Annotated in this window: 21 protein-coding genes and 1 riboswitch; of the genes, 20 read left to right on the forward strand and 1 reads right to left on the reverse strand. The window is 45.3% G+C overall.

Translation table 11 applies throughout. The annotated features are described in order from the left end of the window. Nucleotides 1-69 precede the first annotated feature (69 nt). The 15 genes from NST22_RS08365 to sirC all read left to right on the forward strand — a co-directional run bounded on the left by NST22_RS08365 (nt 70) and on the right by sirC (nt 15,685). The gene (locus NST22_RS08365) at nt 70-984 is read left to right on the forward strand and encodes an aspartate carbamoyltransferase catalytic subunit (protein WP_003245123.1); all 915 of its coding nucleotides are present in this window, start codon (nt 70-72) and stop codon (nt 982-984) included. Then, a complete protein-coding gene (locus NST22_RS08370) occupies nt 968-2,254 on the forward strand; it encodes a dihydroorotase (protein ID WP_003245035.1) in 1,287 nt (428 codons plus the stop codon). The genes NST22_RS08365 and NST22_RS08370 overlap by 17 nt, the downstream gene beginning before the upstream one ends. Beyond that, nucleotides 2,251-3,345: a carbamoyl phosphate synthase small subunit gene (locus NST22_RS08375; protein ID WP_003232115.1), complete on the forward strand. Its 1,095-nt coding sequence runs from the start codon at nt 2,251-2,253 to the stop codon at nt 3,343-3,345. The genes NST22_RS08370 and NST22_RS08375 overlap by 4 nt, the downstream gene beginning before the upstream one ends. Next, nucleotides 3,330-6,545 (forward strand): carbamoyl-phosphate synthase (glutamine-hydrolyzing) large subunit, encoded by a 3,216-nt coding sequence (carB, locus tag NST22_RS08380; protein ID WP_003232113.1) that lies wholly within the window; start codon nt 3,330-3,332, stop codon nt 6,543-6,545. The genes NST22_RS08375 and carB overlap by 16 nt, the downstream gene beginning before the upstream one ends. Further along, a complete protein-coding gene (gene pyrK, locus NST22_RS08385; protein ID WP_003232111.1) occupies nt 6,542-7,312 on the forward strand; it encodes a dihydroorotate oxidase B electron transfer subunit in 771 nt (256 codons plus the stop codon). Before carB ends, pyrK begins: the two co-directional genes overlap by 4 nt. Next, a complete protein-coding gene (locus tag NST22_RS08390) occupies nt 7,312-8,247 on the forward strand; it encodes a dihydroorotate dehydrogenase (RefSeq protein WP_003245610.1) in 936 nt (311 codons plus the stop codon). Before pyrK ends, NST22_RS08390 begins: the two co-directional genes overlap by 1 nt. Beyond that, a complete protein-coding gene (pyrF, locus tag NST22_RS08395) occupies nt 8,216-8,935 on the forward strand; it encodes an orotidine-5'-phosphate decarboxylase (protein ID WP_187002220.1) in 720 nt (239 codons plus the stop codon). Before NST22_RS08390 ends, pyrF begins: the two co-directional genes overlap by 32 nt. Beyond that, nucleotides 8,932-9,564: an orotate phosphoribosyltransferase gene (pyrE, locus tag NST22_RS08400; protein WP_003245090.1), complete on the forward strand. Its 633-nt coding sequence runs from the start codon at nt 8,932-8,934 to the stop codon at nt 9,562-9,564. Before pyrF ends, pyrE begins: the two co-directional genes overlap by 4 nt. 144 nt (nt 9,565-9,708) lie before the next feature. Further along, nucleotides 9,709-9,814: riboswitch (SAM riboswitch) on the forward strand. A 161-nt stretch (nt 9,815-9,975) separates the two neighbouring features. Beyond that, the gene (locus NST22_RS08405) at nt 9,976-10,677 is read left to right on the forward strand and encodes a phosphoadenylyl-sulfate reductase (protein ID WP_003232103.1); all 702 of its coding nucleotides are present in this window, start codon (nt 9,976-9,978) and stop codon (nt 10,675-10,677) included. Between the two features lie 11 nt (nt 10,678-10,688). Then, nucleotides 10,689-11,753 carry a sulfate permease gene (cysP, locus tag NST22_RS08410; protein WP_003232101.1) on the forward strand — a complete coding sequence of 355 codons (1,065 nt, stop codon included), beginning with the start codon at nt 10,689-10,691 and terminating at the stop codon, nt 11,751-11,753. Nucleotides 11,754-11,801: 48 nt separating this feature from the next. Then, the gene (sat, locus tag NST22_RS08415; RefSeq protein ID WP_003245745.1) at nt 11,802-12,950 is read left to right on the forward strand and encodes a sulfate adenylyltransferase; all 1,149 of its coding nucleotides are present in this window, start codon (nt 11,802-11,804) and stop codon (nt 12,948-12,950) included. Between the two features lie 12 nt (nt 12,951-12,962). After that, complete coding sequence (gene cysC / locus NST22_RS08420; protein ID WP_003232097.1) at nt 12,963-13,556, forward strand: adenylyl-sulfate kinase; 594 nt, start codon at nt 12,963-12,965, stop codon at nt 13,554-13,556. Between the two features lie 98 nt (nt 13,557-13,654). Further along, nucleotides 13,655-14,428: a uroporphyrinogen-III C-methyltransferase gene (cobA, locus tag NST22_RS08425; protein ID WP_003232095.1), complete on the forward strand. Its 774-nt coding sequence runs from the start codon at nt 13,655-13,657 to the stop codon at nt 14,426-14,428. A 2-nt stretch (nt 14,429-14,430) separates the two neighbouring features. After that, complete coding sequence (gene sirB, locus NST22_RS08430) at nt 14,431-15,216, forward strand: sirohydrochlorin chelatase (protein WP_003232093.1); 786 nt, start codon at nt 14,431-14,433, stop codon at nt 15,214-15,216. Beyond that, entirely contained in the window at nt 15,197-15,685 is a 489-nt protein-coding gene (gene sirC / locus NST22_RS08435; protein ID WP_003232091.1) for a precorrin-2 dehydrogenase, read from the forward strand. The genes sirB and sirC overlap by 20 nt, the downstream gene beginning before the upstream one ends. A gap of 39 nt (nt 15,686-15,724) precedes the next feature. Here the strand turns inward: sirC and rqcH are convergent, their stop codons facing one another. Then, on the reverse strand, nt 15,725-17,437 hold the full coding sequence (gene rqcH / locus NST22_RS08440; RefSeq protein ID WP_003232089.1) for a tRNA modification protein RqcH: 1,713 nt from the start codon (nt 17,435-17,437) through the stop codon (nt 15,725-15,727). Nucleotides 17,438-17,558: 121 nt separating this feature from the next. Between rqcH and NST22_RS08445 the strand changes: the two genes are divergently transcribed. The 5 genes from NST22_RS08445 (at nt 17,559) to rpoZ (ending at nt 22,364) form a co-directional block, all read left to right on the forward strand. Next, the gene (locus NST22_RS08445) at nt 17,559-20,231 is read left to right on the forward strand and encodes a calcium-translocating P-type ATPase, SERCA-type (protein WP_003232087.1); all 2,673 of its coding nucleotides are present in this window, start codon (nt 17,559-17,561) and stop codon (nt 20,229-20,231) included. 82 nt (nt 20,232-20,313) lie between these two features. Next, a complete protein-coding gene (locus NST22_RS08450; protein WP_009967215.1) occupies nt 20,314-21,189 on the forward strand; it encodes a YicC/YloC family endoribonuclease in 876 nt (291 codons plus the stop codon). A gap of 76 nt (nt 21,190-21,265) precedes the next feature. Then, nucleotides 21,266-21,535 (forward strand): extracellular matrix/biofilm regulator RemA, encoded by a 270-nt coding sequence (remA, locus tag NST22_RS08455; RefSeq protein WP_003154355.1) that lies wholly within the window; start codon nt 21,266-21,268, stop codon nt 21,533-21,535. A gap of 7 nt (nt 21,536-21,542) precedes the next feature. Then, complete coding sequence (gene gmk / locus NST22_RS08460) at nt 21,543-22,157, forward strand: guanylate kinase (protein ID WP_003232083.1); 615 nt, start codon at nt 21,543-21,545, stop codon at nt 22,155-22,157. Between the two features lie 3 nt (nt 22,158-22,160). Continuing rightward, entirely contained in the window at nt 22,161-22,364 is a 204-nt protein-coding gene (rpoZ, locus tag NST22_RS08465) for a DNA-directed RNA polymerase subunit omega (protein WP_003221520.1), read from the forward strand. Nucleotides 22,365-22,418: the final 54 nt, after the last annotated feature.

Raw genomic sequence — 22,418 nt, forward strand, 5'->3', positions numbered from 1 at the left:
CCATACCCCGAGTCTATCTTAGACCGGGGTTTTTTTTCAGCCTTAAGTTGAAAAGAGAGGGGAAAGAACATGAAGCATTTAACGACGATGAGTGAACTTAGCACTGAGGAAATCAAAGATTTGCTTCAAACAGCACAAGAGCTCAAAAGCGGAAAAACAGACAATCAGCTTACAGGAAAGTTTGCAGCAAACCTGTTTTTCGAACCGAGCACGAGAACGCGGTTCAGCTTTGAGGTCGCAGAAAAAAAGCTGGGCATGAATGTGCTTAACCTTGATGGAACAAGCACAAGCGTGCAAAAAGGCGAAACCTTATATGACACGATCCGGACGCTTGAATCAATCGGTGTGGACGTCTGCGTCATCAGGCACAGTGAGGATGAGTATTATGAAGAGCTTGTCAGCCAGGTGAACATTCCGATTCTGAATGCGGGAGACGGGTGCGGCCAGCATCCAACACAATCACTGCTTGATTTAATGACGATTTATGAAGAGTTCAATACGTTTAAAGGGCTTACCGTCTCCATTCACGGCGACATCAAGCATAGCAGAGTGGCAAGGTCAAATGCGGAAGTGTTGACAAGATTGGGTGCCCGGGTCCTATTTTCCGGCCCTTCGGAATGGCAGGATGAAGAAAATACATTCGGCACGTATGTCTCAATGGATGAAGCAGTTGAGTCTTCCGATGTTGTCATGCTGCTGCGCATTCAAAATGAACGACATCAGTCCGCTGTCAGTCAGGAAGGCTATTTAAACAAATACGGCTTGACCGTAGAACGGGCTGAGCGTATGAAGCGGCATGCGATCATCATGCATCCTGCTCCGGTAAACAGAGGAGTGGAGATTGATGACAGCTTAGTAGAAAGCGAAAAATCAAGAATCTTCAAGCAAATGAAAAATGGCGTATTTATCAGAATGGCAGTGATACAGCGTGCCTTACAAACCAATGTGAAAAGAGGAGAAGCAGCGTATGTCATATCTCATTAAAAACGGCTGGATACTAAACGAAAATGGTGAAAAAACACAAGCGGATATCCGAGTGACTGGAGAAACCATCACCGCAATCGGCAAGCTTGATGCAACGGATAATGAAACGGTAATTGATGCAAAAGGTTTGCTCGTTTCACCTGGGTTTGTTGATCTCCACGTGCATTTCAGAGAGCCGGGCGGAGAGAAAAAAGAAACTATTGAAACCGGGGCAAAAGCAGCGGCGCGCGGCGGCTATACTACAGTAGCAGCAATGCCGAATACGCGGCCGGTTCCTGATACAAAGGAGCAGATGGAATGGGTGCAAAACAGAATTAAAGAAACATCATGCGTAAGAGTTCTTCCATATGCATCCATTACGATCAGACAAATCGGCGATGAAATGACAAACTTTGAAGCGTTAAAAGAAGCCGGGGCATTTGCTTTTACAGATGACGGCGTTGGTATACAGACAGCAGGAATGATGTATGAAGCGATGAAACGGGCAGCCGCAATTGACAAAGCGATTGTTGCACATTGCGAGGACAACTCCTTAATTTACGGAGGGAGCGTACATGAGGGGACATTCTCCAAAGCGAACGGGCTAAACGGCATTCCTTCTGTGTGTGAATCGGTTCATATTGCTCGCGATGTGCTGCTGGCTGAGGCGGCAAACTGCCATTATCATGTATGCCATATCAGCACAAAAGAATCTGTCAGAGTTGTACGCGATGCGAAAAAAGCGGGAATCAGAGTGACAGCAGAAGTATCGCCGCATCATTTGCTGCTTTGTGATGAGGACATCCCGGGGCTGGACACAAACTATAAAATGAATCCTCCGCTCCGCAGCCCAGAAGACAGAGCTGCTTTAATTGAAGGTCTTTTAGACGGAACAATTGATTTTATCGCAACAGACCATGCACCGCATACGGAAGAAGAGAAGAACACAGAAATGAAGCTGGCGCCATTCGGAATTGTCGGCTTAGAAACAGCATTCCCGCTTCTTTACACACACTTTGTCAAAAATGGCAGCTGGTCACTGAAGCAGCTGATTGACTACATGACAATCAAGCCATGCGAAGCGTTCGGTCTCCCATATGGAACATTACAAACGGGGCAAGCTGCGGACATTACGTTAATCGATTTAGAAAAAGAAGCAGTTATAGACAAAGAGACATTTTTATCAAAAGGAAAAAATACACCATTCAACGGCATCAGTTGCACCGGCTGGCCGGTCGCTACAATTGCGGCAGGGAAGCTTGCTTATGAAGAGGGGAGACTTGTCAAATGAAGAGACGATTAGTACTGGAAAACGGAGCGGTATTCGAGGGAGAAGCTTTCGGAAGCTTAGAACACAACATGGGAGAAGTCGTTTTTAATACTGGGATGACAGGCTATCAGGAAATTTTATCTGATCCTTCTTACTGCGGACAGATCGTAACATTAACATACCCGCTTATCGGAAATTACGGCATTAACCGTGATGATTTTGAATCCATTACCCCTTTTGTCAAAGGGCTGATCATCAAAGAATTATGTGAGCTGCCTTCCAACTGGCGTTCAGCATACACCTTAGACGAGTATTTAAAAATGAAAAACATTCCCGGACTCCAGGGAATTGATACAAGGAAGCTGACAAGAATGATCCGCACGGCAGGCGCGCTAAAAGGAACATTCGCTTCATCTGATGAAGATATCGAAGCAGTGCTGAAAAGACTGAACGAAACGGAATTGCCAAGAAATCAAGTATCCCAAGTATCAGCAAAAACAGCATATCCGAGCCCGGGAAGAGGCAAACGCATTGTCTTGGTTGACTTCGGCATGAAACACGGGATTCTAAGAGAGCTGAACAAACGGAAATGTGACGTCATCGTTGTGCCTTACAACATTACAGCGGAAGAGGTGCTTCAGCTGAAACCGGACGGTATCATGCTTTCTAACGGACCTGGAGACCCGAAGGATGTGCCTGAAGCGATTGAAATGATTAAAGGTGTTCTTGGAAAAGTGCCATTATTCGGAATATGTCTCGGCCACCAATTATTCGCGCTGGCGTGCGGGGCGAATACTGAAAAAATGAAATTCGGCCACAGGGGCTCAAACCACCCGGTAAAAGAGCTGGCTACAGGAAAAGTTGCCTTAACATCTCAAAACCATGGATATACAGTTTCGTCTATCAGTAAAACAGAACTGGAAGTGACGCATATCGCAATTAACGACGATACGATTGAAGGGCTGAAGCATAAAACATTGCCGGCATTTACGGTTCAATATCATCCCGAAGCCTCACCTGGTCCTGAGGATGCCAACCATCTATTTGACAGATTCATCGAAATGATCGAAACAACAGAGAAAGAAGGGGAAGCGGTATGCCAAAACGCGTAGACATTAACAAAATTTTAGTAATCGGATCTGGACCGATCATCATCGGCCAAGCAGCAGAATTTGACTATGCGGGAACACAAGCCTGTCTTGCTTTGAAAGAAGAAGGCTATGAAGTCATCCTTGTCAACTCAAACCCTGCAACGATCATGACAGATACAGAAATGGCTGACCGGGTTTACATCGAACCGCTCACACCTGAATTCCTGACACGAATCATCAGAAAAGAGCGCCCGGATGCCATTCTTCCTACACTCGGAGGCCAAACCGGTTTGAATCTTGCGGTTGAGCTTTCTGAAAGAGGCGTTTTGGCAGAATGCGGCGTCGAAGTGCTTGGCACGAAACTGTCTGCGATTCAGCAAGCTGAAGACCGTGACTTGTTCAGAACATTAATGAATGAACTGAATGAACCGGTGCCTGAAAGTGAGATTATCCACTCCCTTGAAGAAGCAGAAAAATTCGTCAGTCAAATTGGATTCCCTGTCATTGTCCGCCCGGCATATACATTAGGCGGAACAGGCGGAGGCATCTGCTCGAATGAAACAGAGCTAAAAGAAATCGTTGAGAACGGCTTGAAATTAAGCCCGGTACACCAATGTCTGCTTGAAAAAAGCATCGCCGGCTATAAAGAAATCGAGTATGAAGTCATGAGAGACAGCCAGGATCACGCCATTGTCGTTTGTAACATGGAAAACATTGATCCAGTTGGAATCCATACTGGAGACAGTATTGTTGTCGCGCCGAGCCAAACGCTCAGCGATCGCGAATATCAGCTCTTGCGGAATGTATCGTTAAAACTGATTCGCGCGCTTGGGATCGAAGGCGGATGTAATGTCCAGCTCGCCTTAGATCCAGACAGCTTCCAATATTACATTATTGAAGTAAATCCGCGTGTCAGCCGTTCATCTGCCCTTGCATCAAAAGCAACGGGGTACCCGATTGCAAAGCTCGCTGCTAAAATTGCAGTCGGACTTTCATTAGATGAAATGATGAACCCGGTGACAGGAAAAACATATGCAGCATTTGAACCTGCTCTTGACTATGTCGTATCCAAAATTCCGCGCTGGCCGTTTGATAAGTTTGAATCAGCAAACAGAAAGCTTGGCACGCAAATGAAAGCGACAGGTGAGGTCATGGCAATCGGCCGCACGCTTGAAGAGTCATTGCTGAAGGCAGTGCGATCACTGGAAGCGGATGTGTATCATCTTGAATTGAAGGACGCCGCTGACATTTCAGATGAGCTTCTTGAAAAGCGAATTAAAAAGGCCGGTGATGAACGCTTATTCTACTTAGCTGAAGCGTACAGAAGAGGCTACACGGTAGAAGACCTCCATGAATTTTCCGCTATCGATGTCTTCTTCTTGCATAAGCTGTTCGGAATCGTACAGTTTGAAAAAGAATTGAAGGCCAATGCGGGCGATACAGATGTGCTGAGACGGGCAAAAGAACTCGGCTTCTCTGATCAGTACATCAGCCGTGAATGGAAAATGAAAGAATCTGAGCTTTACAGCTTGAGAAAACAAGCGGGGATTGCGCCGGTATTCAAAATGGTAGATACATGCGCGGCGGAATTTGAGTCAGAAACGCCATACTTCTATAGCACATATGAAGAAGAAAATGAATCTGTCGTTACAGATAAGAAAAGTGTGATGGTGCTTGGTTCGGGTCCGATTCGAATCGGTCAGGGTGTCGAGTTCGACTATGCGACGGTTCACTCTGTATGGGCAATTAAACAAGCAGGCTATGAAGCCATTATTGTCAACAACAACCCGGAAACCGTTTCAACAGACTTCAGCATCTCAGACAAGCTGTATTTTGAACCGCTTACGATTGAAGATGTCATGCACATCATTGACCTCGAACAGCCAATGGGCGTTGTCGTACAATTTGGCGGACAAACTGCGATTAACCTTGCTGACGAGCTTTCTGCACGCGGAGTGAAAATCCTTGGAACTTCATTAGAAGATTTAGACCGTGCCGAAGACCGGGATAAATTTGAACAAGCGCTTGGAGAACTTGGTGTTCCTCAGCCGCTTGGCAAAACAGCGACATCAGTTAATCAGGCGGTAAGCATCGCAAGTGATATCGGTTATCCGGTACTGGTACGCCCTTCCTATGTACTTGGCGGCCGGGCGATGGAGATTGTTTACCATGAAGAGGAACTGCTTCATTACATGAAAAATGCAGTCAAAATCAATCCACAGCACCCTGTATTAATTGATAGATACTTGACCGGAAAAGAAATTGAAGTCGATGCAGTATCCGACGGTGAAACAGTCGTCATTCCGGGAATTATGGAGCACATTGAACGTGCGGGCGTTCACTCCGGAGACTCAATCGCTGTTTATCCGCCTCAGTCTCTCACAGAGGACATTAAGAAAAAAATTGAACAATACACGATCGCATTGGCTAAAGGGCTGAATATTGTCGGTTTGCTCAATATTCAATTCGTCTTGTCGCAAGGCGAGGTGTACGTGCTAGAAGTGAATCCGAGATCAAGCAGAACCGTACCGTTTTTAAGCAAAATTACGGGTATCCCAATGGCGAATCTCGCAACAAAAATCATTCTTGGTCAAAAGCTGGCTGCGTTTGGCTATACAGAGGGCCTTCAGCCTGAACAGCAAGGTGTATTTGTAAAAGCGCCGGTCTTCTCCTTTGCCAAGCTGAGAAGAGTGGATATTACGTTAGGGCCTGAAATGAAATCAACAGGTGAAGTCATGGGGAAAGATTCGACACTTGAAAAGGCGCTCTACAAAGCCTTGATCGCTTCAGGTATTCAAATCCCGAACTACGGTTCCGTGCTTTTAACAGTAGCTGATAAGGACAAAGAAGAAGGGCTTGCCATTGCTAAGCGGTTCCACGCGATCGGCTACAACATTTTAGCGACGGAAGGAACGGCAGGCTACCTGAAAGAAGCTTCCATTCCAGCGAAGGTCGTCGGAAAAATCGGTCAGGATGGCCCGAACTTGCTTGATGTCATCAGAAACGGAGAAGCGCAGTTTGTCATCAATACGCTGACAAAAGGAAAGCAGCCGGCAAGAGACGGTTTTAGAATCAGACGTGAATCAGTAGAAAATGGTGTTGCCTGCCTAACATCTTTAGATACGGCAGAGGCGATATTGCGAGTGCTGGAAAGCATGACATTCCGTGCTGATCAAATGCCGGCAGTCAACACAAATCAGGAGGCGGCAGTCACTATATGAAAAAAGCGTATTTGACAGTATGTTCTAACCAGCAAATTGCAGACCGGGTGTTTCAAATGGTTCTGAAAGGGGAGCTTGTCCAAGGGTTTACAACCCCTGGACAGTTCCTTCATCTTAAAGTGAGCGAAGCGGTTACGCCTCTTTTGAGAAGGCCGATCAGCATCGCAGACGTCAACTTTGAAAAAAATGAAGTCACCATCATTTATCGGGTAGATGGGGAAGGGACAAGACTCTTGTCACTGAAGCAGCAGGGAGAACTTGTGGATGTCCTCGGGCCTTTGGGAAATGGCTTTCCTGTTAATGAAGTTCAACCCGGAAAGACGGCTTTGCTGGTAGGAGGCGGAGTAGGTGTGCCGCCTCTCCAAGAGCTGTCGAAACGCTTGATTGAAAAAGGGGTAAATGTCATCCACGTTTTAGGATTCCAATCGGCAAAGGATGTTTTTTACGAGGAAGAATGCCGGCAGTACGGAGACACGTATGTGGCAACAGCTGACGGAAGCTACGGGGAAACCGGATTTGTCACAGATGTGATTAAACGGAAAAAGCTAGAGTTTGATATCCTCCTCAGCTGCGGGCCGACACCGATGCTCAAGGCGTTAAAACAGGAATATGCCCATAAAGAAGTATATCTGTCCATGGAGGAACGAATGGGCTGCGGAATCGGCGCATGCTTCGCGTGTGTGTGCCATACAAACGAAAGTGAGACATCCTATGTAAAAGTATGTCTCGACGGGCCTGTATTTAAAGCTCAGGAGGTGGCGCTGTAATGCTAGAGGTGAAATTGCCGGGACTTGATTTGAAAAACCCAATCATTCCTGCATCAGGCTGCTTCGGTTTTGGAAAAGAATTTTCACGTTTTTATGATTTGTCTTGTCTTGGAGCTATCATGATTAAGGCTACGACAAAGGAGCCGCGCTTTGGGAATCCGACGCCGCGGGTAGCTGAGACTGGTGCTGGAATGCTCAATGCGATCGGTCTCCAAAATCCGGGGCTGGATAGTGTGTTGCATCATGAGCTGCCGTGGCTTGAGCAGTTTGATACACCGATCATTGCCAATGTCGCAGGTTCTCAAGTCGATGATTATGTTGAAGTCGCAGAACATATCAGCAAAGCGCCTAATGTTCATGCTCTTGAATTGAATATTTCCTGCCCGAATGTGAAAACAGGCGGAATCGCTTTTGGCACGAATCCTGAAATGGCTGCCGATTTGACAAAAGCGGTGAAAGAGGTTTCGGATGTACCCGTTTATGTGAAGCTATCCCCGAACGTGGCTAATATCACAGAAATTGCATTAGCGATCGAGGAAGCGGGAGCGGACGGTCTTACGATGATCAACACACTAATCGGCATGAGACTCGATTTAAAAACCGGCAAACCGATATTAGCGAATAAAACAGGGGGACTTTCGGGCCCTGCTGTGAAGCCGGTTGCCATTCGCATGGTGTATGAAGTCAGCCAGATGGTCAACATCCCGATTATCGGAATGGGAGGCGTGCAAACGGCTGAAGATGCCCTGGAATTTCTTCTCGCGGGAGCAAGCGCAGTCGCTGTCGGAACAGCAAACTTTGTGAATCCTTTTGCATGTCCAGAGATTATTGAACAGCTCCCATCTGTTTTGCTCCAATACGGCTATCAATCAATTGAAGAATGCATCGGAAGGAGCTGGAATCATGAAAAACAACCTGCCCATCATCGCGCTTGATTTTGCGTCAGCTGAAGAAACACTTGCGTTCTTAGCGCCTTTTCAGCAAGAACCGTTATTTGTAAAGGTTGGGATGGAGCTTTTTTATCAAGAAGGGCCATCTATCGTGAAACAACTAAAAGAAAGAAACTGCGAGCTATTTTTAGATCTAAAGCTTCATGACATCCCGACTACTGTAAACAAAGCGATGAAGCGCCTTGCCAGTCTTGGAGTAGACCTCGTCAATGTTCATGCTGCCGGGGGCAAAAAAATGATGCAGGCAGCTCTCAAAGGCTTAGAAGAAGGTACGCCGGCTGGAAAAAAACGTCCGTCACTTATCGCGGTAACCCAGCTGACAAGCACATCTGAACAAATCATGAAAGATGAACTGCTGATCGAAAAGTCTCTGATTGATACGGTTGTGCACTACAGCAAACAGGCGGAAGAAAGCGGACTGGATGGAGTGGTCTGCTCTGTTCATGAAGCAAAAGCCATTTACCAAGCGGTGTCGCCTTCATTTCTGACTGTCACTCCGGGGATCAGAATGTCAGAGGACGCTGCGAATGACCAAGTTCGCGTAGCGACGCCTGCCATTGCAAGAGAGAAAGGTTCATCAGCGATTGTAGTAGGACGCTCGATTACAAAAGCGGAAGACCCGGTAAAAGCCTATAAGGCTGTCAGACTTGAATGGGAGGGAATCAAATCTTGAAACAAATCATCGCAAAACATCTATTAGACATCCAAGCTGTATTTTTACGCCCGAACGAGCCGTTCACATGGGCAAGCGGCATTTTATCACCGATCTACTGTGACAACCGCCTTACGCTATCTTTCCCAGAGGTCAGAAACGATGTTGCTTCAGGTATCAGCAAGCTTGTTAAAGAGCATTTTCCTGAAGCTGAAATGATTGCGGGAACAGCAACTGCCGGTATTCCTCATGCTGCTCTTGCGGCGGACCATTTGAATCTTCCGATGTGTTATGTGAGGAGCAAGCCGAAGGCGCACGGAAAAGGCAATCAGATTGAGGGAGCTGTGCAAGAAGGGCAAAAAACAGTCGTCATTGAAGACTTAATTTCCACAGGAGGCAGCGTGCTTGAAGCTTGTGCAGCTTTACAAGCGGCCGGCTGTGAAGTGCTTGGTGTCGTCTCAATCTTTACGTACGGACTTCCTAAAGCGGAGGAAGCCTTCGCAAAGGCAGAACTGCCATACTACTCATTAACCGATTATGATACGCTCACAGAGGTCGCGCTTGAAAACGGAAATATTCATTCAGATGATCTAAAAAAGCTGCAAACATGGAAACGAAATCCCGAGTCAAAAGATTGGTTTAAAAAATAAAAAATAAATTCAAATGATGTAAAGAGGCTTCAAAGCCTTGCTGTACTTGAAAACAGGCTGTGAGGCCTGTTTTTTTATTAATCCTATAAAAAAAGTCGGGTTGACTTATGTTAGAATTGTGCTAAAATTTACTACAAATCTAAAAACTTATCAAGAGCGGCTGAGGGACTGGACCTATGAAGCCCGGCAACCTGCATAGTTTGTAAGGTGCTACTTCCAGCAAAATGAATTCCATTTTGAAAGATAAGGGCTGCATGCTGTTCCTGTCTTTCTTTCCGCCGGATTGAAAGTTTTTTATTTTAAGAGGTAAAAAGGCTATCTGTATATCAGCAGCCGCGAATCACATTACATGGGAAAAGACAACCGGCAGAAAGCTACTGTTTGTTTGTCTCCGAAAGGAGGAAAGAAGAAATGTTAACGTATGATAATTGGGAAGAACCAACGATTACATTTCCGGAAGACGATCCTTATAAAGGAGCGCTGTCAGTTTTAAAATGGGCATACGGCCATTACGGCGATCAGCTTGTTTATGCCTGCAGTTTCGGAATTGAGGGAATCGTTCTGATTGACTTAATTTATAAAGTGAAAAAAGACGCAGAGATTGTGTTTCTTGATACAGGACTTCATTTTAAAGAAACCTATGAAACAATTGAACGAGTGAAAGAGCGTTATCCGGGTCTTAATATCATCCTGAAAAAACCAGATCTCACCCTTGAGGAACAAGCCGAAGAACATGGTGACAAACTATGGGAAAGAGAGCCGAATCAGTGCTGCTATCTTAGAAAGGTCGTTCCTTTAAGAGAGGCGCTTTCAGGACATCCAGCCTGGCTTTCCGGCCTGCGCCGTGATCAAGGGCCAAGCCGTGCCAATACGAATTTCTTAAACAAAGATGAAAAATTCAAGTCAGTAAAAGTTTGCCCGCTTATCCATTGGACTTGGAAAGACATTTGGAGATATACATCCCGGAATGAACTGGACTACAATCCGCTTCATGACCAAGGCTATCCAAGTATTGGCTGTGCGCCTTGCACTTCTCCCGCTTTTACAGCAGAAGATTTGCGCTCAGGCAGATGGAATGGTATGGCGAAAACAGAATGCGGACTGCATGAATAAGGAGCTGCAAAATGGAATTAGCCGCTATTTTATTTAGCTTGTTTTTCGCGATGAATATTGGTGCAAGCGGCGCTGCAGCTTCGATGGGGGTTGCTTACGGCTCCGGAGCCATCAAAAAGAAAACTTACGCTTTGATCCTATGCGCAGTCGGTGTCTTTGCCGGGGCGGTCATTGGCGGAGGCGAGGTTGTAAAAACAATCAGCTCCGGCATTATTCCTGAGCAGACGATTACACTGACGATTGTTTGCATCATTATTGGAGCTGCTGCCCTGTCGCTCTTTACTGCTAATCTGCTCGGCATTCCTTTGTCGACAAGTGAAGTAACAGTCGGCGCGGTTGTCGGCGTGGGAGTGGCTTATAAAGTATTGTTTGTGAACAATCTTCTGATCATTGTGTCATTTTGGGTTTTTGTCCCGCTGTTCGCTTTCGGCTTCACCTATTTCGTATCTAAGCTGTTTCGTTATTTTAAGATTGAAGTAAAATCTTCTAAAAAGCAAAAAATCCTCGGCATTGTTTTGTTAGTTGCCGGATTTTTCGAAGCATTCTCTGCCGGCATGAATAACGTGGCGAATGCTGTTGGCCCGTTAGTAGCTGCCGGTGTGCTTGATGTCGGAAAAGGAACCTTGTATGGAGGAGCTTTTGTTGCTCTTGGCGCACTGTTATTAGGCCGGCGAGTGCTAGAAACAAACGGGAAGAAAATTACGAGGTTCTCCAAAGGGGAAGGCATTCTCTTATCCGGTACAGGAGCGGGACTGGTGATCATCAGTTCTGTATTTGGGATGCCGGTGCCCTTGGCGCAAGTCACGTCATCGTCTATTATCGGAATAGGCATGGCGAAAAACGGTCCGAACGTGTTCCATAAACAAGTTGTTCAAACGATGCTGAAGGTATGGATCGTATCGCCGTTTTTATCTTTATCGATTTCTTATCTGCTTGTATCCTTGTTTTTAAAAGCAGATTATTATTCGATCTTTATCATGGTAAGTGTGCTTTTAGCGGCGGGCGGTGCCATCAGCCTGACAAAGGCCATTCGTAAAGAGAGACGCTCAGTCCACGAACAAGGCGGGGGAATCTGATCATTAATCTGAGTAATTTTATAAGTTAACTAGGAGGAGATGGATATTATGAGCTTAGCACCACACGGAGGAACATTAGTAAACAGAGTAGATGAATCATATGATGTGAGCGGCATTCAAAAAGAAATTGAACTTGATTTAATTTCTTTCGCGGATTTGGAATTGATCGGTATCGGTGCATACAGCCCGATTGAAGGTTTCTTTAATGAAAAAGATTACGTATCAGTGGTCGAAAACATGCGTCTTTCTTCCGGCGTTGTCTGGTCTCTTCCAATCACGCTTCCGGTCGATGCGCAAAAAGCAGCGGAACTGTCACTTGGTGAAACGGTAAAGTTAACGTATGAAGGAGAAACTTACGGCGTTATCCAAATCGAAGACCTGTACGTGCCTGACAAACAAAAAGAAGCTGTCAATGTGTACAAAACAGATGAACAGGAGCATCCTGGTGTTAAAAAGCTGTTCAGCCGCGGCAATACATATGTCGGCGGACCGATTACGTTGATTAAAAAAGCTTCAAAACAGTTCCCTGAATTTACATTTGAACCGTCAGAAACGAGACGCCAGTTTGCGGAAAAAGGCTGGGAAACCATTGTCGGTTTCCAAACAAGAAACCCTGTTCACAGAGCGCATGAATACATTCAAAAAACGGCTCTTGAAACAGTAGACGGCTTGTTCTTGAATCCGTTAGTAGGTGAAACAAAATCTGATGACATTCCAGCTGATGTACGGATGGAAAGCTACCAAGTGCTTCTTGATCATTATTACCCGAAAGATCGTGTTTTCCTTGGTGTCTTTTTAGCGGCGATGCGTTATGCAGGCCCGAGAGAAGCAATTTTCCACGCGCTTGTCAGAAAGAACTACGGCTGCACACATTTCATCGTCGGCCGTGATCATGCAGGTGTAGGCGACTATTACGGAACATACGAAGCACAGGAACTGTTTGACACATTTAAACCTGAAGAACTCGGAATTACACCGCTGAAATTTGAGCACAGCTTCTTCTGTAAAAAATGCGGAAATATGGGAACAGCAAAAACTTGCCCTCATGGCAGAGAGCATCACGTCATTTTATCAGGCACTAAGGTAAGAGGTATGCTGAGAGACGGTGTGCTGCCGCCTGCTGAATTCAGTCGAAAAGAAGTAGTAGAAGTGTTAATCAAAGGGATGAAGAAAAAAGAAGAAGTAGGCGTATCTTAAGGAGGACTGGCAGTGACAAATCGCGATATTGTATGGCATGAAGCCTCTATCACAAAAGAAGAGTATCAGCAAAAAAACAAGCATAAAAGCTCCATTCTCTGGCTGACAGGGTTAAGCGGCTCAGGCAAATCAACCATTGCCAACGCCGCTGCGAGAGAATTGTTTGAGCAAGGCTACCAAGTCATTGTGCTGGACGGGGATAATATCCGTCACGGCCTAAATAGGGATCTTGGTTTTTCTGATGAAGACCGAAAAGAAAACATCCGCCGGATCGGAGAGGTGGCGAAGCTTTTTGTTCAGCAGGGAACCATTGTGATTACTGCTTTTATCTCTCCTTTCCGCGAGGACAGACAACAGGTTCGCGAGCTTGTGGAAGCGGGCGAATTTAATGAAGTCTACATTAAATGCGACCTTGATATTTGTGAACAAAGAGATCCGAAAGGGCTTTACAAAAAAGCAAGAAACGGCGAGATTCCGTTCTTTACAGGAATTGATTCTCCTTATGAAGAACCGGAAGCTCCAGAGCTCGTTCTTGATTCAGGACAGCATGACCGTGAAGCGTGTAAAAATCAGCTGATCGAGTTTGTTAAACAAAAATTGAGCTGAATATGATCTGCTGCGTTCTTCTCAGATGCCGGAATGCAAGCGAGAACATCATCACAGCGAATCTTCTGGAAGAACTCGAATAGATCGGGGGAAATACGATGGGGAAAGTATATATTGTAGGAGCGGGTCCCGGTGACCCTGATCTGCTGACAATTAAAGCGCTGAAAGCCATTGAAAAAGCTGATGTCATCTTATATGACAGATTAGTAAATAAAGAGATTTTACAATATGCCAAAGAGCAAGCAGACCTGATCTACTGCGGGAAGCTTCCGGATTTTCATACGATGAAGCAGGAAACCATCAATCGATTTCTTGTGAAGTATGCGCAAAAAGGGAAAATGGTTGTCAGACTGAAAGGCGGAGACCCTTTTGTGTTCGGGAGAGGAGGGGAAGAAGCGGAATGCCTCTCTGAAAATGGAATTCCGTTTGAAATCATTCCCGGCATTACGTCTGGAATCGCGGCAGCCGCTTATGCCGGGATTCCTGTTACCCATCGGGATGCGGGCTCTAACGTCGCTTTTGTAACGGGTCACTATAAAAAAGAAGAAGATTTTGAGGAAAAGTGGAAAGCGCTGGCTACAGGAATTGATACACTTGTCATCTATATGGGTATCAAAAACGTGCAGCAGATTGAAAGAAAACTCCTTGAAAATGGCCGGGACGGTTCTACGCCAGCAGCCTTTATTCATTGGGGGACAACGGACAAGCAAAAATCTGTTTTTTGTACAGTTGACACCCTTTCAGAAACGGTGATAAAAGAAAACATTACAAATCCGAGTTTAATTGTCATTGGAAATGTTGTAAATTATCACTATAAGCTGGAATGGTTTGAATCTGAACTAAAAAAACAAGATTTAAGCGAGGCGTTGTAAAAATGAAACAAGCAATTTTATATGTCGGCCACGGCAGCCGGGTCAAAAAAGCGCAGCAAGAAGCCGCAGCCTTTTTGGAAGGATGCAAGGCCCACATCTCTGTGCCAGTACAAGAAATCAGCTTTTTAGAGCTTCAGGAGCCGACAATTGAGACAGGATTTGAAGCATGTGTGAAGCAAGGTGCCACTCATATCGCAGTGGTGCCTCTGCTTCTTTTAACAGCTGCGCATGCAAAACATGATATTCCGGAAGAAATTGTCCGTGTTGCATCTCGATATCCATCAGTCCGTATTTCATACGGAAAGCCGATCGGGATTGACGAAGAAGTAGTCAAGGCTGTATATCACCGAATGAAAGACATAGGTGTTCCGTATGAAAATGCCAGAGTGGTGCTCATCGGAAGGGGAAGTTCAGATCCAGACGTCAAAAGAGACGTAACCGGAATTGCTAATCTTCTTCAGGAAATGGTTCCAGTGAAGGAAGTCATTCCGTGCTTTTTGACAGCATGCGGCCCTAATTACAAAGAGGTTTTTTCAGAACTTGAAAAAGATGACGGCATAACAACCTTTATCGTTCCATATTTGCTTTTTACGGGTATGCTGATGAATGAAATCGAACGAGAGGTTCAGAAATTAAAAGCCCATAATCCGAACGTCTACCTCTCTTCCTATATCGGTTTTCATCCTCATGTGAAAAACGCATTTTTGAACCGTGTGAGAGAAACTGCGGCAAATTCTGAGGGACAATTTGATTTTGATGGAGGTTCATATGCTTCCGCTGCACATTAGCCTGGAAAAGAAGAAGGTTGTGATTGCGGGGGGCGGAAGCATCGCTCTCAGAAGGCTGAAAACGGTGATTTCTGAGGGAGCTGATATAACGCTTGTCAGTCCGGATGTGGAACCGGAAATCAAGCAAATGGCAGAAGAGCGGCGTATCAAATGGGAAAAACGGACAATTGAAAAAGAAGATTATCTCAATGCTTTCTTCATTATTGCTGCGACGGATAATGCGGCAGTGAACAAAGAAATTGCCCAATCCGCTTCGCCTTTTCAGCTTGTCAATTGTGTCAGTGACGCTGAGCTTGGCAATGTATATATGCCGAAAATCGTAAAAAGAGGGCATGTCACTGTGTCTGTTTCTACAAGCGGAGCCAGTCCAAAGCACACGAAAGAGCTTGCTGAAAACGTGGATAAGCTGATTGACGGCGATTTTGTTGCTGAAGTGAACAGGCTTTATCAGATGAGAAGAAAGAAATAAGCCAGAGCATACAAATGCTCTGGCTTTTCTTTATGCGGCTCAGCTTTTTTTGAGCTTGATGACAGTATCAGCATCAGGCGTGACAAAGACGGTATGCTGGCTGTCATAAGTGACGAAACCGGGTTTCGCGCCGTTTGGTTTTTTGACATGCCTGATTTTTGTATAATCTACAGGCACTGAACTTGAATCTTTAGCTTTTGAAAAATAAGCTGCAATTGTCGCGGCTTCCATGATTGTTTGCTCATCAGGTTCGCTGCTTCTGATCACAACGTGGGAGCCGGGAATGTCCTTCGTGTGAAGCCAGATATCGTCTCTGGCCGCCACTCTTGTCGTTAAATATTCATTTTGACGATTGTTCTTACCCACTAAAATTGTCAGCCCTGAGGTGGATTCATATGTTTCTAACACCGGATTGTGCGGTTTTTGCTTTTTCTGGCCTTTTTGCTGCTTAGGGCGTAAATATTTGCCCTCAACAAGCTCTTCCCTGATTTCGCTGATATCCCGGGGAGAAGCGGACGAAAGCTGCTGAATCAGCTGATCAAAATATTCGATCTCTTCCTGTGCCAGCCTGATTTGCTCCTCGACAACTGCGACCGAATTTTTCGCTTTCTGATACTTCGTGAAATAGGCCTGTGCGTTTTCAGAAGGCGTTTTGTTCGGGTTTAAAGGAATCGTGATTGTCGGGCTTTCTTCATCATAATAATTGATGACCTCAGCCTGTTTATCACCTTTTTTCAGCATATATAAATTAGCGGTTAAAAGCTCTCCGTAAAGCTGAAATTCCTTCGCGTTTTCCGAATACTCCAGGGTTTTCTCTAATTTTTTGATTTTGTTGGCATTCTTCTTCCGTTCGTTCACAACAAAACGCTCAAGATCCTGAGCCTGTTGCTTAACCCGGTCTCGTTCAGCTTTTCCGAAATAAAAACGGTCGAGCAGTTCGCTTAATGAATCAAAACGGCGCGCTTCGCCCTTTAGATGAGTCAGCTCCAGCAGATAAAAATATTCCTTTCCGTTTACAGTCGTAATGTTGGGAATGAAACGGTGCTCTTTCACTTCGGCAAACAGTGCCAGCAACGCTTTTGGCAGTGTGACTTTGTTGGCAAGGCCTGCTCTGTGAACCGCTTCTTTGGCGAAAAGCGGAGACACGCCTGAAAAGTGGTCGACAATTTGTTTATCAAGCCTTCCTTCTTGAAAGCTGAGGTGACGCAAAATATCATCTTCTGACGCCTCAAGAGGCGATATTTTGTCCTGAGCAGGCGGAAGCTTATAATCTTGGCCGGGCAGTACTGTACGGTAGCTGTTCATTGACGGTGATAAATGCTTAAGTCCGTCGATAATCACATTTTCTGCTGCGTCAGTCAAAATGATATTGCTGTGGCGGCCCATAATTTCTACATAAAGCTTTCGTACGGTTTCATCGCCAATTTCGTTTCGGCTTTTGATATGAAAAATCATAATGCGGTCTAAGCCCGCTTGTTCAATTTTCTCAATGAATCCGCCTTCGATATGCTTTCTCAGCAACATGCAAAACATTGGCGGTTCGCTTGGATTTTCATAAGCTTGTGCCGTGATATGCACCCGTGAATAGCTCGGATGTGCCGATAATAATAGTTTTTGGTTTTTTCCCTTGGCACGGATGTGGAAAATCACATCGTGCTTATATGGCTGATGGATTTTTGTAATTCGTCCGCCCATTATTTTCTCGTTAAGTTCGTGTGTCATTCCGTATGTAAACATGCCATCAAACGACATATGCAATACACCCTCTCATTCTTCCTGCATTCGATAATTATAGCATGAAATGGGACGAGTCAGAATAAGCATGCTTATAGAGTGATATCTCTATAAGAGAGCAGGGGAGTGGACGAGCGGAATGAAGTTTCATGAAATGGGACAAACAGATTTACTAGAGGCAACCAATACGTCCATGAAACAAGGATTAACAGAAAAAGAGGTAAAAAAACGCCTTGACAAGCATGGACCAAACGAGCTGCAAGAAGGGAAAAAAACTTCAGCGCTTCTCTTGTTTTTCGCGCAGTTCAAAGATTTTATGGTGCTTGTGCTTCTGGCGGCAACGTTAATCTCAGGATTTCTTGGTGAATATGTAGATGCGGTTGCGATTATTGCGATTGTGTTTGTGAATGGCATACTCGGTTTCTTTCAAGAAAGGCGTGCTGAGCAATCTCTTCAGGCTTTAAAAGAGCTTTCAACACCGCACGTCATGGCACTCAGGGAAGGAAGCTGGACAAAGATTCCTTCTAAGGAACTGGTGCCGGGTGATATTGTGAAATTTACGAGCGGGGACAGAATTGGCGCAGACGTTCGAATTGTTGAAGCGAGAAGCCTTGAAATAGAAGAATCAGCGCTAACCGGGGAATCAATCCCGGTTGTGAAGCATGCTGATAAATTGAAAAAACCGGATGTTTCACTCGGCGATATTACCAATATGGCATTTATGGGTACGATTGTGACCCGCGGCAGCGGTGTCGGGGTTGTCGTCGGGACAGGAATGAATACGGCTATGGGGAAAATTGCCGACATGCTTGAATCGGCAGGGACATTGTCAACCCCGCTGCAAAGAAGACTGGAGCAGCTCGGGAAGATTTTGATTGTTGTTGCATTGCTTCTGACCGTACTTGTCGTTGCTGTCGGTGTTATTCAGGGTCATGATCTGTACAGTATGTTTTTAGCAGGTGTCTCGTTAGCGGTAGCCGCTATTCCGGAGGGGCTGCCGGCGATTGTGACAGTGGCGCTTTCGCTTGGTGTACAGAGGATGATTAAACAAAAATCCATTGTTAGAAAGCTTCCTGCTGTTGAAACGCTTGGGTGTGCGTCTATCATTTGCTCAGATAAAACAGGGACAATGACCCAAAACAAAATGACAGTGACGCATGTCTGGTCCGGAGGGAAAACATGGAGAGTGGCAGGGGCCGGCTATGAACCGAAAGGAAGCTTCACACTAAACGAAAAAGAGATCAGTGTCAATGAACATAAGCCGCTTCAGCAGATGCTTCTGTTCGGAGCGCTTTGTAACAACTCCAATATTGAGAAAAGAGACGGCGAATATGTGCTTGACGGAGATCCGACAGAGGGAGCGCTGCTCACCGCGGCAAGAAAAGGCGGTTTTTCAAAGGAGTTTGTTGAATCTAATTACAGAGTGATTGAAGAATTTCCGTTTGATTCCGCACGGAAAATGATGACTGTCATCGTAGAGAATCAAGACAGAAAGCGCTATATCATTACAAAAGGTGCGCCGGATGTACTCATGCAGCGATCTTCCCGTATTTATTATGATGGCTCAGCGGCTCTTTTTTCAAATGAAAGAAAAGCAGAAACAGAGGCGGTATTAAGACATTTGGCATCACAGGCGCTCAGAACGATAGCGGTCGCCTACAGGCCGATAAAAGCAGGCGAAACACCGTCAATGGAGCAGGCGGAAAAAGATCTGACCATGCTTGGCCTTTCAGGTATCATTGATCCCCCGCGGCCGGAAGTCAGACAGGCGATTAAAGAATGCCGTGAAGCGGGAATTAAGACCGTCATGATTACAGGTGATCATGTAGAAACCGCTAAAGCGATAGCGAAAGACTTGCGCCTCCTTCCGAAAAGCGGCAAAATCATGGACGGCAAGATGCTGAATGAACTTTCTCAAGAAGAGCTTTCTCATGTGGTGGAGGATGTGTATGTATTTGCCCGCGTTTCCCCTGAACATAAACTAAAAATCGTAAAAGCCTATCAGGAGAACGGGCATATTGTGGCGATGACGGGAGACGGCGTCAATGATGCTCCTGCCATTAAACAGGCTGATATCGGCGTCTCTATGGGCATTACCGGGACAGATGTGGCCAAAGAAGCATCATCTCTTGTTCTCGTGGATGATAATTTTGCGACGATTAAATCAGCGATAAAAGAAGGCAGGAACATCTACGAAAATATCAGGAAGTTTATCAGATACCTGTTGGCGTCTAACGTCGGAGAAATCCTTGTCATGCTGTTTGCGATGCTGCTTGCCCTTCCTTTACCGCTGGTTCCGATTCAGATTTTGTGGGTCAACTTGGTGACGGACGGATTGCCGGCAATGGCGCTCGGCATGGATCAGCCGGAAGGAGACGTCATGAAGCGCAAGCCCCGTCATCCGAAAGAAGGGGTATTTGCCCGCAAGCTAGGATGGAAGGTCGTTTCCAGAGGATTTTTAATCGGAGTTGCCACTATTTTAGCGTTTATCATTGTGTACCACCGCAATCCGGAAAACTTGGCTTATGCCCAGACGATCGCGTTTGCCACATTGGTGCTCGCTCAGCTTATTCACGTGTTTGACTGCCGCAGCGAAACTTCTGTTTTCTCTAGAAATCCGTTTCAAAACCTGTATTTAATCGGCGCGGTATTGTCATCCATTTTGCTGATGCTTGTAGTAATCTACTATCCGCCGCTTCAGCCGATTTTCCATACTGTAGCCATCACGCCGGGGGACTGGATGCTCGTCATCGGTATGTCCGCCATCCCTACTTTTTTGCTGGCGGGGTCACTTTTAACAAGAAAAAAATAAATTCATATGATATAATCTTAGGGGTAATAGCGTGTCTATTGCCCTTTTATTATGAGAACAGGGAAGAATTGGGTGTTTTAAAATGATACGAAGTATGACAGGCTTCGGCAGTGCAAGCAAAACACAAGACGATCTCTCTGTAAGCGTTGAACTTAAATCTGTGAACTACAGATTTAAAGAAGTGAACGCTCGTTTGCCAAGGCCTTTGCTATATTTTGAAGATAAGCTGAAACAGACCATTCTGCAGCATATTCAGCGCGGAAGAATTGAGCTTTTCGTATCCGTTGACAGCGATATGCTTGTTGAGAAAAGGCTTGAAATTGATTGGCCGCTGCTCGATGAGTTTGTCGCAGCCGCGAGAGATATGAAGAAGCGGTATCAATTGTCTGCAGAGCCCGATGTAATGGATTTCTTTAAGCTTGATCATGTCGTCCAGGTTCATGAAGAACAGACGCAAAATGACAAGCTGGAGGCGTTGATCATCGATGCTGCAGAAGAAGCGGTAAAAGGTCTCTGTGAAATGCGTGAAAAAGAGGGGCTGCTCTTAGCGAAAGACTGCCTGATGCATATTGATCAGCTTGAAGAGCTGGTGAGAGAAACTGAATTGCTGGCTGCAGATGTCGTATCTCGTTACCGGGAACGGCTGTATGCCAGAATCAAAGAATGGACTGAAGACGTATTAGACGAGAGCCGGCTTGTAACAGAATGCGCTATTTTTGCAGACCGCTCTGATATCACTGAAGAGATTACAAGGCTGAAGAGCCACTTCGCCCAGTTTCGTGATATATTAGCTAGTGGCGGAGCTGTCGGGCGCAAACTCGACTTTCTTGTTCAGGAGCTCAATCGGGAAGCAAATACGATCGGCTCAAAAGCAAATGATCATCAGATCACAAAGCTTGTCGTTGAAATGAAAAGTTCTATTGAAAAAATAAAAGAACAAGTGCAAAATATAGAATAGTGACTGTGCGTATTGTTTACAGACGGTCTTACTAGGCTAAACTAGAGACGTCTATTTTACAGGGGGAACGTAGAAGATGACGATTAAACTGATTAATATCGGATTTGGCAATATCATCTCCGCCAATCGGATGATTTCGATTGTCAGCCCGGAGTCTGCGCCAATCAAACGGATGATTCAGGATGCAAGAGACCGCGGAATGCTAATTGACGCTACATACGGACGAAGAACCCGTGCAGTTGTCGTCATGGATAGTGATCACATTATCTTATCTGCCGTCCAGCCTGAGACAGTTGCACACAGACTTTCTGTTAAAGAAGAAATTATGGATGAAGGGCAGGGGTAATTGCCGCATGAAAGAAAGAGGGTTATTAATCGTTCTCTCAGGTCCCTCAGGAGTTGGTAAAGGAACGGTTCGACAAGCGATCTTTTCGCAGGAAGACACAAAATTTGAATATTCGATTTCAGTAACCACAAGAAGTCCAAGAGAGGGCGAAGTGAACGGAGTCGATTATTTTTTCAAAACAAGAGACGAATTCGAGCAAATGATTGCGGACAACAAGCTGCTTGAATGGGCAGAGTATGTCGGCAATTATTACGGCACGCCAGTCGATTATGTTGAACAGACGCTTCAAGATGGAAAAGACGTCTTTTTAGAAATTGAAGTTCAAGGGGCTCTTCAAGTGAGAAATGCTTTCCCGGAAGGCCTGTTTATTTTCCTTGCGCCTCCAAGCCTTTCTGAACTGAAAAACAGAATCGTGACACGAGGAACAGAAACAGACGCTCTGATTGAAAATCGAATGAAAGCCGCAAAAGCTGAGATCGAAATGATGGATGCTTATGACTATGTCGTTGAAAACGATAATGTCGAAACGGCTTGCGATAAAATCAAAGCAATCGTTCTTGCTGAACATTTGAAGCGTGAACGCGTTGCACCAAGATATAAGAAAATGCTGGAGGTTGAATAATCAATGTTAGATCCGTCAATTGATTCTTTAATGAATAAATTAGATTCAAAATATACGCTGGTGACTGTTTCTGCGAGACGTGCCCGTGAAATGCAAATCAAAAAAGACCAAATGATTGAACATACGATTTCACACAAATATGTAGGCAAAGCTTTAGAAGAAATTGATGCAGGCCTGCTTTCGTTTGAAAAGGAAGACCGCGAATAGTAGCACAAGTAGCAACCTATATCATGTAGGTTGTTATTTTTTTCCGTGCGGTTT

Source organism: Bacillus sp. PS237 (genome assembly GCF_037963345.1).
GTDB classification, from domain to species: Bacteria; Bacillota; Bacilli; order Bacillales; family Bacillaceae; genus Bacillus; species Bacillus subtilis.

What these genes read in the sequence shown, in the direction of transcription:
- NST22_RS08365 (WP_003245123.1), top strand. Translation starts at nt 70, where the DNA reads ATGAAGCATTTAACGACGATGAGTGAACTTAGCACTGAGGAAATCAAA.
- NST22_RS08370 (WP_003245035.1), top strand. Translation starts at nt 968, where the DNA reads ATGTCATATCTCATTAAAAACGGCTGGATACTAAACGAAAATGGTGAA.
- NST22_RS08375 (WP_003232115.1), top strand. Translation starts at nt 2,251, where the DNA reads ATGAAGAGACGATTAGTACTGGAAAACGGAGCGGTATTCGAGGGAGAA.
- carB (WP_003232113.1), top strand. Translation starts at nt 3,330, where the DNA reads ATGCCAAAACGCGTAGACATTAACAAAATTTTAGTAATCGGATCTGGA.
- pyrK (WP_003232111.1), top strand. Translation starts at nt 6,542, where the DNA reads ATGAAAAAAGCGTATTTGACAGTATGTTCTAACCAGCAAATTGCAGAC.
- NST22_RS08390 (WP_003245610.1), top strand. Translation starts at nt 7,312, where the DNA reads ATGCTAGAGGTGAAATTGCCGGGACTTGATTTGAAAAACCCAATCATT.
- pyrF (WP_187002220.1), top strand. Translation starts at nt 8,216, where the DNA reads ATGAAAAACAACCTGCCCATCATCGCGCTTGATTTTGCGTCAGCTGAA.
- NST22_RS08405 (WP_003232103.1), top strand. Translation starts at nt 9,976, where the DNA reads ATGTTAACGTATGATAATTGGGAAGAACCAACGATTACATTTCCGGAA.
- cysP (WP_003232101.1), top strand. Translation starts at nt 10,689, where the DNA reads ATGGAATTAGCCGCTATTTTATTTAGCTTGTTTTTCGCGATGAATATT.
- sat (WP_003245745.1), top strand. Translation starts at nt 11,802, where the DNA reads ATGAGCTTAGCACCACACGGAGGAACATTAGTAAACAGAGTAGATGAA.
- cobA (WP_003232095.1), top strand. Translation starts at nt 13,655, where the DNA reads ATGGGGAAAGTATATATTGTAGGAGCGGGTCCCGGTGACCCTGATCTG.
- sirB (WP_003232093.1), top strand. Translation starts at nt 14,431, where the DNA reads ATGAAACAAGCAATTTTATATGTCGGCCACGGCAGCCGGGTCAAAAAA.
- sirC (WP_003232091.1), top strand. Translation starts at nt 15,197, where the DNA reads ATGCTTCCGCTGCACATTAGCCTGGAAAAGAAGAAGGTTGTGATTGCG.
- rqcH (WP_003232089.1), bottom strand. Translation starts at nt 17,437, where the DNA reads ATGTCGTTTGATGGCATGTTTACATACGGAATGACACACGAACTTAAC.
- NST22_RS08445 (WP_003232087.1), top strand. Translation starts at nt 17,559, where the DNA reads ATGAAGTTTCATGAAATGGGACAAACAGATTTACTAGAGGCAACCAAT.
- NST22_RS08450 (WP_009967215.1), top strand. Translation starts at nt 20,314, where the DNA reads ATGATACGAAGTATGACAGGCTTCGGCAGTGCAAGCAAAACACAAGAC.
- remA (WP_003154355.1), top strand. Translation starts at nt 21,266, where the DNA reads ATGACGATTAAACTGATTAATATCGGATTTGGCAATATCATCTCCGCC.
- gmk (WP_003232083.1), top strand. Translation starts at nt 21,543, where the DNA reads ATGAAAGAAAGAGGGTTATTAATCGTTCTCTCAGGTCCCTCAGGAGTT.
- rpoZ (WP_003221520.1), top strand. Translation starts at nt 22,161, where the DNA reads ATGTTAGATCCGTCAATTGATTCTTTAATGAATAAATTAGATTCAAAA.